General features: G+C 68.2%; 14 protein-coding genes. 7 read left to right on the top strand and 7 right to left on the bottom strand.

Translation table 11 applies throughout. The annotated features are described in order from the left end of the window. Positions 1-5 precede the first annotated feature (5 nt). The 5 genes from ACLVWQ_RS27560 (at position 6) to pabB (ending at position 6,270) form a co-directional block, all read left to right on the top strand. A complete protein-coding gene (locus ACLVWQ_RS27560) occupies positions 6-1,178 on the top strand; it encodes a cytochrome P450 (protein ID WP_414111883.1) in 1,173 nt (390 codons plus the stop codon). 10 nt (positions 1,179-1,188) lie between these two features. Next, complete coding sequence (locus tag ACLVWQ_RS27555) at positions 1,189-2,085, top strand: 4-hydroxybenzoate octaprenyltransferase (protein WP_414111882.1); 897 nt, start codon at positions 1,189-1,191, stop codon at positions 2,083-2,085. A gap of 14 nt (positions 2,086-2,099) precedes the next feature. Further along, the gene (locus ACLVWQ_RS27550; RefSeq protein WP_414111881.1) at positions 2,100-2,930 is read left to right on the top strand and encodes an arylamine N-acetyltransferase family protein; all 831 of its coding nucleotides are present in this window, start codon (positions 2,100-2,102) and stop codon (positions 2,928-2,930) included. A gap of 106 nt (positions 2,931-3,036) precedes the next feature. Continuing rightward, positions 3,037-4,092: an AurF N-oxygenase family protein gene (locus tag ACLVWQ_RS27545; RefSeq protein WP_414111880.1), complete on the top strand. Its 1,056-nt coding sequence runs from the start codon at positions 3,037-3,039 to the stop codon at positions 4,090-4,092. A 27-nt stretch (positions 4,093-4,119) separates the two neighbouring features. Beyond that, positions 4,120-6,270 carry an aminodeoxychorismate synthase component I gene (pabB, locus tag ACLVWQ_RS27540; protein WP_414111879.1) on the top strand — a complete coding sequence of 717 codons (2,151 nt, stop codon included), beginning with the start codon at positions 4,120-4,122 and terminating at the stop codon, positions 6,268-6,270. A gap of 79 nt (positions 6,271-6,349) precedes the next feature. Here the strand turns inward: pabB and ACLVWQ_RS27535 are convergent, their stop codons facing one another. Next, the gene (locus ACLVWQ_RS27535) at positions 6,350-6,955 is read right to left on the bottom strand and encodes a dihydrofolate reductase family protein (RefSeq protein WP_414111878.1); all 606 of its coding nucleotides are present in this window, start codon (positions 6,953-6,955) and stop codon (positions 6,350-6,352) included. Positions 6,956-7,708: 753 nt separating this feature from the next. On the opposite strand from ACLVWQ_RS27535, the gene ACLVWQ_RS27530 reads away from it, so the two are divergent. Then, positions 7,709-8,605: an SGNH/GDSL hydrolase family protein gene (locus ACLVWQ_RS27530; RefSeq protein WP_414111877.1), complete on the top strand. Its 897-nt coding sequence runs from the start codon at positions 7,709-7,711 to the stop codon at positions 8,603-8,605. Between the two features lie 957 nt (positions 8,606-9,562). Here ACLVWQ_RS27530 and ACLVWQ_RS27525 read toward each other — a convergent pair. From ACLVWQ_RS27525 to ACLVWQ_RS27510, 4 genes are all read right to left on the bottom strand, one after another. Continuing rightward, complete coding sequence (locus tag ACLVWQ_RS27525) at positions 9,563-10,279, bottom strand: PaaI family thioesterase (protein ID WP_414111876.1); 717 nt, start codon at positions 10,277-10,279, stop codon at positions 9,563-9,565. A gap of 163 nt (positions 10,280-10,442) precedes the next feature. Then, on the bottom strand, positions 10,443-11,336 hold the full coding sequence (locus ACLVWQ_RS27520) for a DUF6196 family protein (protein WP_414111875.1): 894 nt from the start codon (positions 11,334-11,336) through the stop codon (positions 10,443-10,445). A 116-nt stretch (positions 11,337-11,452) separates the two neighbouring features. After that, complete coding sequence (locus ACLVWQ_RS27515; protein WP_414111874.1) at positions 11,453-12,052, bottom strand: TetR/AcrR family transcriptional regulator; 600 nt, start codon at positions 12,050-12,052, stop codon at positions 11,453-11,455. Positions 12,053-12,121: 69 nt separating this feature from the next. Continuing rightward, positions 12,122-12,784 (bottom strand): hypothetical protein, encoded by a 663-nt coding sequence (locus ACLVWQ_RS27510; protein WP_414111873.1) that lies wholly within the window; start codon positions 12,782-12,784, stop codon positions 12,122-12,124. On the opposite strand from ACLVWQ_RS27510, the gene ACLVWQ_RS27505 reads away from it, so the two are divergent. Beyond that, positions 12,783-13,088, top strand: a complete 306-nt coding sequence (locus tag ACLVWQ_RS27505) for a putative quinol monooxygenase (RefSeq protein ID WP_414111872.1) — start codon at positions 12,783-12,785, stop codon at positions 13,086-13,088. The genes ACLVWQ_RS27510 and ACLVWQ_RS27505 overlap by 2 nt on opposite strands. A 514-nt stretch (positions 13,089-13,602) precedes the next feature. On the opposite strand, the gene ACLVWQ_RS27500 is transcribed toward ACLVWQ_RS27505, so the two are convergent. After that, complete coding sequence (locus ACLVWQ_RS27500) at positions 13,603-14,535, bottom strand: NmrA family NAD(P)-binding protein (protein ID WP_414111871.1); 933 nt, start codon at positions 14,533-14,535, stop codon at positions 13,603-13,605. A 117-nt stretch (positions 14,536-14,652) separates the two neighbouring features. Continuing rightward, the gene (locus tag ACLVWQ_RS27495; RefSeq protein ID WP_414111870.1) at positions 14,653-15,600 is read right to left on the bottom strand and encodes an NADP-dependent oxidoreductase; all 948 of its coding nucleotides are present in this window, start codon (positions 15,598-15,600) and stop codon (positions 14,653-14,655) included. Positions 15,601-15,630: the final 30 nt, after the last annotated feature.

Here is a 15,630-nt window from a genome sequence, read left to right as displayed (position 1 = left end):
CGTCAGTGAGCACCCCCACTCAATTGCCCTTCGAGCAGACGCACGTGCTTCACCTCGCGCCGGCGCTGCGCACACTCCAGTCCAAGGGCGCGGTCCATCGGGTCCGTACCGCCGAGGGCGACGAGGCATGGCTGGTCACCGGTCATGCCTGGGTGCGGCAGTTGCTCGACGACGACCGGCTCAGCCGCTCGAATCCCGATCCGCAGGCCGCGGCGAAGGACAGCGGCTCCGCGGTTCTCGCCGGCCTGCTGGGCGACTTCGCCACCGACCACGCCCGGCTGCGGGCCCTGCTGGAGCCGCACTTCTCACCCGAGCGGATGCTGGCGCTGCGGCCCTACGTCGAAGAGGTGACCGGACGGCTCCTGGACGCGGTGGCCGCCCAGGAGCAACCGGTGGACCTGCGCGAGGCGCTGGCGCTGTCACTGCCGATCCAGGTGATGTGCGAGTGGCTGGGCGTGCCCCAGGATGACAAGGACCGGTTCGGCGGCTGGACCCAGGACGCCGCGAGCGTCGGGGACCCGGTCAGGTCCAAGCAGGGGCTGGGTGAGCTGTTCGCCTACTGCAGGCAACTGGTCGCCGACAAACGGCAGAACCCGGGCGACGACGCGATCTCCAGGATCTGCGCGTCCGAGGGGATCAAGGACACCGAGGTCATCGGGCTGACGGCGTTGCTGCTGTTCGGCGGTTACGAGACCACGGTGGCGCGGATCGGCACCTGTGTGTCGCTGCTGCTGGCCGACCCCGAGCAGTGGCAGGCGCTGGTGCGCGACCCGGGTCTGGTCCCCGGCGCGGTCGAGGAGACCCTGCGGAGGTCGATGCCGAATCCGCACAACGGCGGCATGCCGCGCTACGCGCTGACGGACTTCGAGATCGACGGAGTCACCGTCCGGGCCGGCGACTTCGTGATGCTGAACATCATCGCGGCCAACCACGACGAGAAGGCCTTCACCGGCCCCGACCAGCTCGACGTCACACGCGACACCACGGGCAGTCTCGCCTTCGGGCACGGTGCGTACCACTGCGTCGGCGCGACGCTGGCCCGGATGCAGCTGCAAGTGGCGATCACCCAGCTCGTCACGCGCTTCCCGACCCTGCGCCTGGCTGTCGGTACGGACGAGCTGAGGCTGCGCCTCAACACGCTGATCGGCGGGTTGATCCAACTTCCGGTGACATGGTGATTGGATCCTGATGCTCCACGAAATATCCAGAGGCGTCGTCACGAAGAGCCCCACTTCGGTCCGCGCGTATCTCCTGTTGATGCGGCTGGACCGGCCCACGGGGTACGTGCTCTACCTCCTCCCCGGGCTGTGGGCCGTCGCCCTCGCCTCCGAACGACGGCCGGACCCGCTGGCGGTGGTGCTCCTCGCCGTCGCCGCGGTACTGGTGCGCGGCGCCGCCTGCGCGGTGAACGACGTGATCGACAAGGAGGTCGACGCCCGGGTCGCCCGCACCGTGTCGCGTCCGGTCGCGGCGGGGACGGTCAGCGTCAAGAACGCCCTCCTGTTCGCCACCGCACAGGCCCTGGTCGCGCTGCTGGTCCTGGCGGTGGTGAACGTGGAGACAGCCCTGGTCGCCGCGGCCTCGTACCCGCTGATCGTCGCGTACCCCTACATGAAGCGCGTCTTCTTCTGGCCCTCGGCGTTCCTGGCGCTGGTGATGAGCGTCTACGCGCTGATCGGCTGGACGGCGGCGACCGGAACGGCCGACTTCCCGCTCGCGGTGTACGGCCTGTACGCCGGCGGCGCCTTCTGGACCATGATCCACGACGCGATCTACTCCCATCAGGACAAGGAGTACGACCGTCAGATCGGCGTCAAGTCGTCCGCTCTGCTGTTCGGCGACGCCACCAAGGCGTGGCTGGGGATCTTCGCCGCGATCAGTGTCGGCGGTGTGCTGTGGGCCGGTTCCCGGATGTCGATGGGGTGGGCGTTCTACCTGATCGCCGTGCTCGCGGGGGCCTACCTGGCCTACTTGATCGTACGTGCGGACCTGGACGACCCGAAGTCGTGCTGGGACACCTTCGTCTCCAACACCTACTTCGGCTGGCTCATTCTCGCGGCCATCGTCGCCGGGCAGTTCACATGAGGGGTGAGCTACGTATGACGGATTCGATGTGGCAGGGCGACGGCGTCGACCTGGACGCCTATCTGACCCGCGTGGGCTACCGGGGCGACGTGGCCCCGGACCTCTCCACACTGCGCGGCCTGCACGCCGCCCATGTCGACGCGATCGCCTTCGACAACCTCGACGCGCTGCTGGGCCGCACGTCGGTACCGCTCGACCTGGACAGCGTCCAGGACAAGCTCGTGCGACAGGGCCGCGGCGGCTGGTGTCTGGAGCACGTCGTGCTGATGGCGGCCGTGCTCGACCGCGTCGGGTTCACGTTCACGGCGTTCGCCGGCCGGACGCGGATCCGCACCGGCAACAAGTTCGGGCCGGCCCTGCACGTGGCCCTGTGCGTGGAGCTCGACGGCGAACGCTGGCTGCACGACGTGAGTTTCGGTGCCTACGGACCGCACGAGCCGATCCGGCTCGCGGAGGACGCGCGGCTGGACGGCGACTTCTCGTTCGATCTCGTACGAGAGCCGTCCGGTGAACACGTACTGCGGTTCCTGGGGCCGGAGGGACCTGCCGAGCTCTACGGCTTCACCACGGACGTGCGCCACCCCTCGGACTTCGAACTCCTCAACCACTTCTGCCTCACGCATCCGCGCTCCCCGTTCAACCACCAGATGGTCCTCCAGCGCACCCGGCCCGAGGTGAGGCACCTGCTGGCCGGCAGCACTCTCGCGGAGATACGTCCCGCGAGGCCGGCGACCTTCCGGGAACTCGACAGGGACGAGCTGCTCGCCGCTCCCGAGGAGATCTTCGGAATCACCTTGGAGCCGGGCGACGTCCAGGCGCTGCGGAAATTCCTGGACGGTCCGTGACGCGTGAGGTCCTCGGCGTCGCGCCGGAACCGGACAAGATCGAATCCCTCAGGACCAAGACCGGCGCGATCCGTGCCGGACGGCTCTGACCTGGACCGAGGTCACCATGAACGACATACCCAACGAACCCAACGAGGCGGATCCCGGCACGTCCACCGTGGCGGATCCCGGCGCGTCCACCGTGGCGCGACGGCTGCGGTCCCTCCCGGAGCACGACCCGCACGACGCGGTGGAGAACGCCGTGCTCAGCAGACTCGCGGGCAACTGGCACCGGCGCGCCACGGTCAAGCAGGAGGAGCCGAACCTGGACGACGTCTTCGAACTGGACCGGCCGGACTTCCCGGAGGCCCTGCTGCCCTTCCGTCAGCACCCCACCTATCTCGCGCTCGACGACGGGACGAAGGCACGGATCCTCGCGTGGGGCTGGATCTCGTTCAACAAGAACATCATGGACATCGAGCAGCACGTGGTGAACCCGGGCTTCGCCCTGGTCACGCAGGACGTCTTCGACACGGGCATCGACGGCGAGTCCATGGCGCTCGCGGTCACCCAGGCCATGGTCGACGAGCAGTACCACACGCTGATGCACCTCAACGCGAGTGCCGTGACGCGCCGCAAGCGCGGCTGGCGGATGCCGGAGACGGCGCTGCCCCTCGCGTACAAGGCGCGCAGGCAGGCGCACCGGCTCGCCACGGCCGCGACGGACGAGGAGCGCGCCCTGGTGTCGCTCGCCTTCACCACGGTCGCGGAGATCTCGGTCAACGCCCATCTGGACCTCGTCGCCGAGAACCACGAGATCCAGCCCGTGAACCGGATGACGGCCGTCCTGCACAACCGCGACGAGTACTGCCACGCCTCGATCGCGGACACCCTCGCCCAGGAGGCGTGGAGGCACTTCTCCCCCGGGCAGCGCGTCTACTTCCTCACCGCGCTGGCCGACGGGATGGAGGCCTTCGCCTCGCACGACTTCACGACCTGGGCGAGGATCCTGGACCTGCTCGGTGTGGAGGGGGGCGCGGAGATGCTGCGGGACGTCGGCAGCGCCTCCGGCGGCAAGCGGCTCCTCCAGGACTTCAGCGGGTTGCGGCAGCTCTGCCAAGAGCTGGACGTCCTGGACACCCTCCCCTTCGACTGGTCAACGGTGTCGACCCGAACCCCCTGACCACCACCCCACCCAAGGTGCTGACCCATGCGCGTCCTGCTCATCGACAACTACGACTCCTACACCTACAACCTGTACCAGTTGCTGGCAAAGGTGTACGGCGTCGCCCCCGTCGTCGTACGCAACGACGCCGAGGACCGGGACCGGTTCGACCCGCACGGCTTCGACGCCGCGGTCATCTCCCCGGGCCCCGGACACCCGGCGCTCCCCCGTGACTTCGGCCGCTCCCGCGACGTCCTGGAGAACTCCGGGCTGCCGGTCCTGGGGGTGTGCCTGGGGCACCAGGGCGTGGGTCTGCTGGCGGGCGCGCCGGTCACCCCCGCGCCGGAGCCCCGGCACGGCTATCTGTCCACGATCCGGCACAGCGGTACGGGCCTCTTCGCCGGCGTCCCGCAGGACTTCACCGCCGTGCGCTACCACTCGCTGAGCGTCGCCGAACCCGTGCCCGCGCACCTGGAGGTCACCGCGCGCGCCGAGGACGGCGTGATCATGGGCCTGGCCCACCGCGAACGGCCGTGGTGGGGTGTGCAGTTCCACCCGGAGTCGATCTGCACGGAACACGGTGCCCGCCTCGTGGCCAACTTCCGGGACCTGGCACTGGCGGGGCGCGACAGCGGCACGGGTCCGTACGAGGGCCGGGCCGGCACCGTACCCGTACCCGTCCCGGTCGCGGCATCGGACGCTGCGTCGATCGCGGTGTCGGACGGGCTGCCGGACGCGTCACCGCCGCGGCTGCTCGCGGAGTACGAGGTCCTGGACCGGGCCGTGGACGCGGAGGCCGCGTACCTGGCGCTGTACGGGACGAGCACCCGCTCCTTCTGGCTCGACAGCTCGCACGTGGAACCCGGGCTGGCCCGCTTCTCGTTCTTCGGCGCCGCCGAGGAGCCGGGCGCGGAGATGCTGACCTACCGCGTCGGGGACGGGCACACCGTCGTGGACCACCCCGACGGCGCCTCGCACCGCGAGGACGGCACCGTCTTCGACGCGCTCGGCAGCCGCACCGGCCGCGTGGTCGAGGGGGCCGGACAGCTGCCCTTCGACTTCACCGGCGGTTACGTCGGCTACTTCGGCTACGAGTTGAAGGCCGACCTCGGCGGGCGGCGCGCCCACCGGTCGAGGACCCCGGACGCGGTGTGGCTCCAGGCGGACCGCTTCGTCGCCGTGGACCACGCCGAGGACCGTACGTACGTCGTGGCCATCTGCGAGGAGCAGGACTCCGACGCCGCGCAGAAGTGGATAAGAACGGTCGTCCCCGTCCTGGCCGAACTCACCGACGAGCACGCCGACGCCACCGTCGCGCCGTCCCCCGAGCAGCACGACGCCTCGGCATGGCTGGCCCGCCCGCGCGCGCGGTACCTGGCGGACATCCAGGAGTGCGACCGCAGGCTGCGCGAGGGCGTGAGCTACGAGATCTGCCTCACCACCAATCTGCACCTGCCCGCACCGGCCGACGACCTCGCCTACTACCGGCGTCTTCGGCGGCTCAACCCCGCCCCCTACGCGGCGCTGCTGCGCCTCGGCGACCTCGCGGTGTTCAGCTCGTCGCCCGAGCGGTTCCTCAAGGTGGACGCCGCCCGCACGGTCGAGGCGAAGCCGATCAAGGGCACGGCGCGCCGGCACGCCGACCCGGACACCGACGAGGCCACGCGCCGCGCCCTGCGCACGGACCCCAAGACACGCGCCGAGAACCTGATGATCGTGGACCTGCTCCGCAACGACCTCGGGCAGATCTGCGAGATCGGCACCGTCACCGTCCCCTCGCTCATGGCGGTGGAGTCCTACGCCACCGTGCACCAGCTCGTCTCCACCGTCACCGGCACCCTGCGCGAGGGCGATTCCGCCGTGGACGCGGTCCGGGCCTGCTTCCCCGGCGGGTCCATGACGGGGGCGCCGAAACTGCGCACCATGGAGATCATCGACGACCTGGAGGGCGAGGCCCGCGGCGTCTACTCGGGCGCCATCGGCTTCGTCGGCTACACGGGCACGGCGGACCTGAGCATCACCATACGCACCGCCGTCCGCCACGACGGCGAACTGACCATCGGCGCGGGCGGCGCCATCGTCCTCGACTCCGACCCGGAGGCGGAGTACGAGGAGATGCTCCTCAAGGCCCAGACCACGCTGCGGGCACTGCCGAAGGAGACGTACGCGCACGAGGAGGAGACCGGCGACCGATGACCGGCCAGTGGCCACTGGCCACTGGCGACAGGCGACGGGTACGGGTACGGGTACGGGTCACCGCCAGAGGCAGGTGACGTCACGCGGGGACGCCGAGCGGCGGATGTTCGAGCACGCGGGGCTTGTACTCGACCAGCTGGGTGCGGCCGTCGAAGGTGCGGTGCCCGATCATTTCGAGGGCGACGTCCGGATAGCCGTCGTAGATGCGTTCTTCGCCCGTGGCCCCGGTGATCACCGGGAACATCACGACCCGGAAGCGGTCGACGAGTCCGGCGCGCAGCAGGGACCGGCACAGGCTGAGGCTGCCGATCGTGCTGAGGAGCCCGGAGCCATTCGACTTCATGGCGCGGACCGCCTCGACGGCGTCGTCGCGGACGAGCGTGGAGTTGGCCCACGTCAGCGGCTGATCGAGCGAGGAGGAGAACACGACCTTGGACGCCTGCGTGAGCTCGTCGACGGACGCCTCCTCTTCGGGCCTGAACTCGTCCTGGCCACTCGGGACCTCGCCTGCGGCGAAGCCCGACATCAGGCGGTAGGTGTTCGCTCCCATCAGGTAGGTGACCTCGGGCTGCTCGCCGAGCCACGCGAGATACTCCGGACCCTCAAGGCCCCAGAACCCGGGCCATCCCTCTCCGGACGCGTAGCCGTCGAGGGAGGTGATGAAGTCGACGAGGAGCTCCGACATGGTGGTGTCCTTTCTCAGGCTGTCAGTCACCAGCTTGGACCGGCGGGGAGCCACAAACTCATCGGCCGCGCTGTGGAACAACGAGAAGCCCTCTGACGCCGCAGCCGATCAGGTCGGCGGAGCGGCACTGCTTCGGAGGGCCCGAGGGCCACGTGATCGCGCTGTGCACGCAGTCGGGCGAGGATCTCCACGCGACGGGGAACGGCGGTGGTCGTCGTCCCCGGTCGCCGGGTGGCGAGGGCGTCCGAGAGCAGTGGCGGGAACAATTGGAGGGCGAGCGTTTCGAGTACTCCGACCCGGAACAGCCACACCGGCCGACCCGTCGCAGACCGGGCCTGCGACTCCCGCCCCTCCTCCGACACGAACCACTGGCTGAGCCCGGACCACCACGCGACCCTTCTGGCGTACGCGGCCTGCTGGGCGTCCTCGACGTCCTCGACGTCCTCGGGGGTGGCGTCGGCGGCCTCCCGCACGGCGGCCGGCGACAGCAACGGCTCCGCCCGCCGGGGGTGATGAGGTCCTGGACGAACCGCTCCAGGTACTGGATCAGATCAGCCGTACCGAGCGCCATCTCGGTCGCCGCACCGGCCCGGTCCCCCAACTACCCACTCACAACGGCCCATTGGCCGCTGTCCACTGGTCGAGACGAACCGGGACTGAGCGGAATCGGTGTGTCCGACAGGGAACCTGAGACATCCGAATCGCTTCATAGCCAGTGCCGCAGACCGGCAACTCCCTCTCCCTGAAGGCGCAATGACTCAACTCGCACGAACTCTCCGCAGCACCGGCCGCACCGCGTCACTGGCCGCGGCGGCACTCGGCACCACTGCCGGGCTCATCGGTGGCTTCATGGCCCCGACTGCATCTGCTGCCGAGTCGGCCCAGCCGACCTACGACAACTACGTGGCGCTCGGTGACTCGTACGCCTCCGGTGCGGGTCTCAGCTCGGTGGACGACGCCAACTGTGATCGCACCAGAGAAAGTTACCCCGCGGTGATCGCCGGAGCAGTGAAGGCCAAGTCCTTCAAGAACGTCACTTGCAGCGGTGCCACCACCGCAGAGATGGCCAAGGCTCAGGGCACCAACCCGGCCCAGCTCAGCGCCCTGTCGGGCGACACCGATCTGGTCACGCTGACCATCGGGGGCAATGACATCGGGTTCACCGAGATCATCACCAACTGCGTCGTCGGCAGCTTCAGCGATCCGACCGGCAGCCCCTGCAAGACGCATTACAACGCGTCCGGCACCGACGCCGTCACCACTCGCATCAACTCCACAGCGGCAAAGCTGACGGTCACCCTGCAGTACATACGCGCTCTCGCACCCAAGGCCCGGGTCCTGGTGGTCGGTTACCCATCGCTCGTGCCGGACGACGGCAAGCCCTGCCGTCCCGGTGTCCCGTTCGCGGACGGCGACGTGCCCTACCTCCGCGATGTGAACAAGAAGCTCAACCAGGCCCTCGCCGACCGGGCCAGGAGCGCCGGCGCGGAGTACGCAGACACGTACACGATGACCATCGGCCATGACATGTGCCAGAACGAAACGAACCGGTGGATCGAGCCCATCGAGACGAAGCTCGCACCGGCGCACCCGAACAGCTGGGGCCAGACCGCGATGGCCTACGGCACCTACAACCAGCTCCGCAAGTAGGCTCCCAAGACCGCGGAGCACGGGGCGCACCCATGGGGAGCCTGCCGGACGTTCTCCCGGCCCACCTCCACTGACTGAGAGGGCATGCTCATGGCTCGCAGCCATGAGCATGCCCTTCACTCCGCGCACAGCGAAAGATTTCCAGATACCAGGTACCAGGTACCAAGATGCCCTTGGCTTGGTGAGTGACCTGGCAGCGACACTCACCGGACTGCCCGTACTCGCGCAGGATCCGGTACATCGTCGAAACCGACCAGTGACAAGCGCCCGCGTCCAGCTCACGGGCCCAGATCAGCGCCGCGGCAGCTCGGCGTACTCTGCGCACACGTCAAGGACGTCACACTCGGCGACGATCCGCAGTTCGTACCCTGAGGCGAAGGCCCGGCGCTTCAGCCTCGGCGCCGGGGTCGAACCTCCCACACCGCACATCAGACACACGCACAAAACAACAGGTCAGGCGCCCTTCGCCACCGGCTCCAGGATCGCCACGCACTCCACATGATGCGTCATCGAAAAGGTGTCGGCCCGAAGGGATCCAATAAAACACCTGGTCAGAGCGATTTTCTCGACTCGTCGTCCTTCGTGCAGACACCCAGAGCGTCGAACGAGCGTCACGCCAGAGAGTCCGTGCTGCTCAAAGCTGAGCAGACTGCGACGACCAACTCACCCGTAGATGCGCCCCCGCTCGCTCCGGATGCCAGCTCGCACATCTGACCCTTGCACGTCTTCGGCCATCACAACGGGGTCATGCCCTCCAGCCCATGGCATCCCGCATCCACGCCGGGAGACCTCTCGGATGCGGTCGCCGAGGGCCTCGCGCTGTACCGAGAGAAGTTGCGCCGCCTGCCGGAGTCACTGGACGAGCTGCGCGGGCCGACCCATGGTGTCGTGAAGCTGCCGCTGCACATGACCTGGCCCGGGATCAGGGCCCCTTGCATGATCGACGTCTGTCCGGATTCATCCGGGTCGGACGGTGACGATCTGCCGCACCAGTGCGCAGAGCTCACCAGCCGGGTCGGTCAGCTCCACGTCGACCACCGTCGATCTTCCGAGGCGAGCAATCCGGGCTTCAGCCGTTGCGGCGCCATGGACGGGCCGAAGGAAGTTGGTCGAGGACTGCATAGTGGCCGGAGCAGCGGCGGCATCGCCGCTCGCGAGGACAGCCACAACGGCGGCGCTGACGTCGGCAAGCGCCATGAGCGCGCCGCCGTGCACACCGCCGCCGATCGTGGCGAGGTCGCCGCTCTCGGATAGGTGGGCGACAACGCGGTCGGGTTCGATCGTTGAGAAGGTGACGCCCAGGTACCGGGCGAAGGGCACAAGGTCGTGGATGGTGTCGGTGGTGATGGGCGGCGTGACGCTCATGGTCATGTCTCCAGTGCTGAACCGTGGTCGTTGAGGTGTTGCCGAAGGGCAGTGAGATGTCCGCGGTGCGTCGCTGGATGTAGCCGGCGAAGTCAAGTTGGTCGCGGAGAGAGCACCCCTGGTGGATGAGGTCGCCCTGCGCCGTCTCGATGCGTTGGATGCGTGGGCGCCCCACAGCACGATTCCGGCGAGGGCGGCTTCCGCGAGCCGCAGATCGGCGATGCAGTCCTCCTCGCGCCTGCCTCCGTTGTCGATGACGAGGACGTCGCTCCTGTCCGACTCGGCGATCACTTCGAGGATCGAGTCCACGCTGCCGAGGTGGGTCACGGGGCGCGCGGGTCCAGAGAATGGTGCGCCCGGCAGGAGCGGCCGAAGCGATGGCGGCGCCCACCTCACGGGGAAGTTCAGACAGACGAACGCATCTGCGATCGCGGCGGCGTCGGCACCCGTTCGTCTCCGGCAGTAATGGTGCTCATGACGGGGTCGCTGTGGGATGGTCGGCGAGCTCTCGGATGACGCCGGCGACATCGTCCAGCAGGTCGATGGGGCAGCCCCAGTAGTCGTAGATCCCACCGTGATCGCTGTTGCTGCCGCACACGACGAACAGTCCGGTCCCCAGACGTTTCTTCAACTCGGTGGCGAGCCAGCCGACGAAGCCGCTGTTGTCGAGGCCGGGTGGGAAGTGGAAGGACAACAGACCGAATCGTTCTCTCTCCTTGTCACTCCCGTCATCCGGGCGAAGGGCGCTCCAGCATTCATCGTCGCGGATGACCGCGAGGACGTGCTCATCCAAACGGGGCGGCTCGTTCATCGGTGTTTCGACGAATGACCACGCCCCGTCGAGCACCACGATCTCAGAGTTCGCTATGACGGCCCGTAGCCGGGTTCGTGTCTGAGTCGAGGTCTCTTGGCTGACGCTGACCATCGTGGTCACCTGATTCCGGTCGAGGCTGGGCGGGTTGGTTCGTCGAGCGAGAGTTGCATCAGGAACGTCGGCGCGGGCGTAGTAGTCGGGGAGAGGAAGTTCCTCCCGGCCGATCCGGCGAAAGGGCGAGTCCTTGTAGAGCCGGAGCGCGGCAGCCGGCCGGCTGTTCGTCCCGAGAAGGAGACGCCGGGCGTCCAGCCGTCGAGCCCGAGCGATCGCAGCCTCTCGAAACCTTTGGCCGGCGCCGCGGCTCCGGAATTCAGCACGTACAACCATCGTGGCGAGCACGAGAAGATCGGAGCTGTATCGCAGGAGCGCAACGCATCCGGCGGCGGTGCCGTTCGGCATTCGCGCGATCAGAACATCCCCGCCCGGCTGAACGATGTGGGTGAAAGGATCGCCCAGCAGGTGTCGATCCTCGTCGGTGAGAGCGAACAGCACCGTGGTCCACTCCTCGTTGACGCTACGGAAGTCCGCTGCATCAACAGCGTCAGATGCCGACCGGATCACGAAACCAATGGGCGCAGCAGGTACACGCCCGTTGCGTGAATCAACATTCAAGCCCGGCGTTCCAGTCCTGCCAGCAGCGTGAGACCACCCTCGATCACACGGTCGAACGCTGCCTGGCTCCGGTCTGCGCGAGCAAGAACGTGCGCTCCTTGCACGATGGCAATGATCGTGGCAGCAACGGCCTCGGCGGAGAAGTCGTCTCGCAGCTCCCCTCGCGCTTGCCCGTCGATCAGGAGATGTTCGATTCGTCGGCGATACCAGGTCAGGCTGTCCGCCACGGGCCCCCGCAGCCGTTCGTTCTCCAGCACGGCGTTGTCGAGGGTCATCCGCCCGAACCGGCAGCCTTTCTGGCCGTCGCGCGGCTTGCTCAGATAGCTCTTGACGCTTCCGGTTGGTGATGGCGTCTGCTTCAGGTAGTCGTCCATTACGCGTTCGAGTTCGGCACTGTTGCGGAGCATCGCTTCGGCTGCGACGTCGGCCTTGGTCGGGAAGTGGTGGTACATGCTTCCTTGTCCGACGCCCGCGCGCGCTCGGATCTCCGCAGGGGTGGTCGATGTGTAGCCCTGCTCCCACAGCAGCTCCCGGGTGGCCTCGACGAGACGCTCTCGTGAGCTGGCAGCCGGGTGGTGGCGTTCCGTGCTCTTCACGTGGTCGGTCCTTCCTCGCAGGCCGGCAGCTCTTGCCGTTCTGTTCTGTACCTACCTACAGGTACAGTATCAGTATGACAAGGACGGGACCGGGGGCAACTCCTCGATCGTGCGGCTACTGCGACTGGACGGGATGAGGCCAGATGCCGTCGCGGGCTTCGGTGGCGGCCCAGCTCTCCAGCAGCTGCAAACGCTCCCGAGTCGACTCGTCGGCCGGGTAGTAGACAGGCTCAGTGTCGTGGAGTCGGGCAGCGCGAGCGCCTCGAACCCGAGGTCGAGATCCCCGACGACCCGGTGACGGAGGACCTTGCGGCCGGTGCGGTGGTACTTCACGTCGTAGACGGCCCACCGGCGGGAGAAGTCGTCGCTGCGCGTGACGAGCTCGCCCACGAGTTGGGAAAGGCGCCGATCCGCCGGGTTCGCGCCGACGTAGCCGCGCAGGACGGCGACGACGTCGTTGGCGGTCTGCTCCCAGTCGACGTAGAAGTCGCGTGCGAGCGGGTCCAGGAACGTGAACCGGGCGTTGTTCCAGTCCGCGATCCGGCTCTGCAGGAGGTCGGAGTAGAGAGCTTGCGCGAGCGGGTTAGGCCGTGTCCGATGGATCTTTCCCGGCTCCTGATGGATCGGTGAGTCGTGTGCTCCGGGGTTGCGGCAGGGTGCCGGCCGCGTCGTCTGAAGGGGTGGCCATGATGGTGCCGAGTAACAGCAACTCCGACGAAGGCGGCATGACATGGCCTATGGCTACATCGGTTCGATGAAGACCCAGCCCGGCAAGCGCGACGACGTGGTTGCGATCCTGCTGTCCGGAGCCGATAGCCTCCGCGACCTTGGCTGCAGAAGCTACGTGGTGGGCCTGGCCGCCGATGACCCGGACACGATCGTGGTCACGGAGGTCTGGGAATCTAAGGATCACCACGACGCATCCCTGCGGTTGCCCGAGGCCAAGGAAGCGATCGCTGCCGCCATGCCCATGCTCACCGGCGAGTTCACCAGTCGCGAACTGGTTGTCGCCGGCGGCCTCGGCGCTGGTGACTGATGCCTCACGGTTTGAGCCAGAGGAAGACGACATCGTCAACGAGACGACAACGACGCCCGCCCTGCAACAGGCCGCAGAACTCGCCTCCCTCCTGCGGCGTCTGGGTATCGGTGCTCCGCAGGCCCATGCCAGCAGACCCCGCTTCGGGGACCGGTCCCCGATCGAAGCGGGGACCGGTCCCGGAACCGAACCCGGCACCGAACGGGGACCGGTCCCCAACGGACTAATCGGGTACGGGGACCAAGGCCGGGACCGGGACAACGAGCAGGTCAACGCCTCATTTAGTGTGGCTCGCGGACGTGATGCGGGCGATCGGCCAGGACATTCCTTAACGGCCCTGTCCTCCGGGGAGCTGCCGCGAAGTGAAAAGTAGCTCTCTGTAGCAAAGCTGGGGGGCTTGTCCGGGCTGGCCGGCCCACGCAGCGGCGCGCCGGCCACGGTCTGACGAAGACGAGGAGGAGGAGGCGTCTTCAGTCAGGTGATGGCCGACTGCCCGCTGGAGGGCTGCGTCAGTTCAGTTGCGTTCAGCAGTCAGGGTGCTCCAGTCCTGCCGTGCTGCCCACTGTGCGAAGGGCGTCGTGGTCAGGCCGTAGGCGGCGGCGTGGTGGGGGCGTGCGGGGTAGCCGACACGGTCGTTCCAGCGGTCGCCGAACGCTGCGGATACACCGCTGCGCTGTGTCTTTTCTTCCAGGGAGATGAAGTCGGTGGTGATCTCGCGGCTGGTGGCCTGGGAGAGGACGTCGGCCAGCTGCGGGTAGGTCAGCGCATCGCCGGCGAGGTCGACCTCGGCCTCGTGGAACCTGTTCGGCTCGGCGACGGTGGCTGCCACGGCGGCACCCAGGTCGTCGGCGCAGATGAGCGCCAGCTCGGTCTGCGGGCTCATGGCGGTGACCAGCTTGCCGTGAGGCAACTCGGGGGCCATGTACTCCCGGCGGGGCGGGAGGAAGTTCTCCATGTACCAAGCGGGCTTGAAGATGGTCCAGTGTTGCAGCCCTGAGCGCCGGATCGCTTCCTCGGTCTTGTCCTTCTGGTTCCAGTATTCCTTCATCACCGGATCGTTGATCTCGAAGTCCGGGTGCTGGGTACGCCACCTGGTCGCCGATACCGACGTGTGCAGGAGCTGGGTGATGCCGGCGCGCTGGGCCGCGGTAACGATGTTGCCGGCCTGGCGGAGCTCGGCGGGATCGGCCGGGTCGATACTGGCCAGCTGCACCGAGAAGACCGCGTCGTGTCCGGCGCCGGCCGCTTCCAGGGAGGCGACGTCCTCCAGGTCCCCGGTGGCCAGGACCGCACCCAGTGCGGCCAGGGCCTGGGCGGGAGCCGAGGAGGGGTTGCGCACCAACGCGGTGACGGGGTGTCCCGCGCGCAGGAGCGCGCGGGCGACAGCGCCGCCCTGCATTCCGGTCGCCCCGGTGACCAGCACCTTGGCCTTGTCGTTGGATGTCATGGCGAGCCTTCTTTCGGTTGATCGTGTTCTCTGGGATCTGGGCACGGGGCTGTCGGACTCGGCACGGCATCGCCGAGCCGGCCAGGACTGAAGTGGCCGGGGTACTGGGTTCTCGGCTTAGAACACGAGCACGGGCCGTCCCCGCACTCCGCCTTCCTCGATGAGCTGGTGCGCTTCGGTGACTTGTTCGAGCGGGTAGCTCCCCGCGACGCGGAGCGTGAGGGCGCCGGATTCGGCCTGGTCGCGCAGCCGCGTCAGAGTGGCCGTGTCGCGGATGCGGTCGTAGACGAAGACGGGGAACCAGCGCACGCCCCGGTCGGTGGCGCCGGTGAATCCCTTGAAGGTCGCGATGGCGCCGCCGTCGCGTACCGCTGCGGCTACCGCCTCGCCCACCGATCCGCCGTCGATGATTCCGTCCGCGCCGTCGGGGCGCAGCCGGCGGACCGCGTCGGGGAAGTCGTCTCCGCGGGGGAGTACGTGATCGGCGCCCAGGTTCGTGACGAGGTCGCGGTCCTTGTCCGCTGCGTCGGCGATGACTGTCAGCCCGGCCGCCTTGGCCAGCTGCACGGCGTAGCCGCCGATCCCGCCGGCGGCGCCGGTGACCGCCACTGTCGCTCCCGGGGGCAGGGCCAGCGCATCCAGGCCCATCTGTGCGGTCAGTGCGGCCATCAGCAGGGTCGAGGCCGCCGTCAGGTCGACGCCCATGGGTGCGCGGACCACCGATTCCGCCGGTGCGACCACGTACTGTGCCTGTCCGCCCTGGTCCAGCTTCGGCTCCGTGACCGCTACCACCTCGGTGCCGAGGGCCAGCTCCGGACGTGCGCCCTCTCCGACCTCGTCGATCGTCCCGGCGATCTCCCACCCCACGACGTACACGTCCGAGGGCGGGTTCATCTCCGGGCTGTACTTGGCGGAGAGGCCGGTGCGGATGTTGACGTCGGCCGGGTGGACGGCGGCGGCGGCCACCTTGATCCGTACCTGCCCCGGTCCGGCGTGCGGTTCGGGCAGCTCCAGTACCCGCATGACCTCGCTGCCGCCGAACTCGGTGAAACCTACGGCCTTCACTGCGCCACCTCACTCCCTATCGCTAACCGT

This window comes from Streptomyces sp. CWNU-52B (assembly GCF_047444975.1).
In the GTDB taxonomy this organism is placed as follows: Bacteria; Actinomycetota; Actinomycetes; order Streptomycetales; family Streptomycetaceae; genus Streptomyces.
Note: the sequence above shows the minus strand (reverse complement) of the source record. Positions and strands in the feature narration are given on the sequence as shown.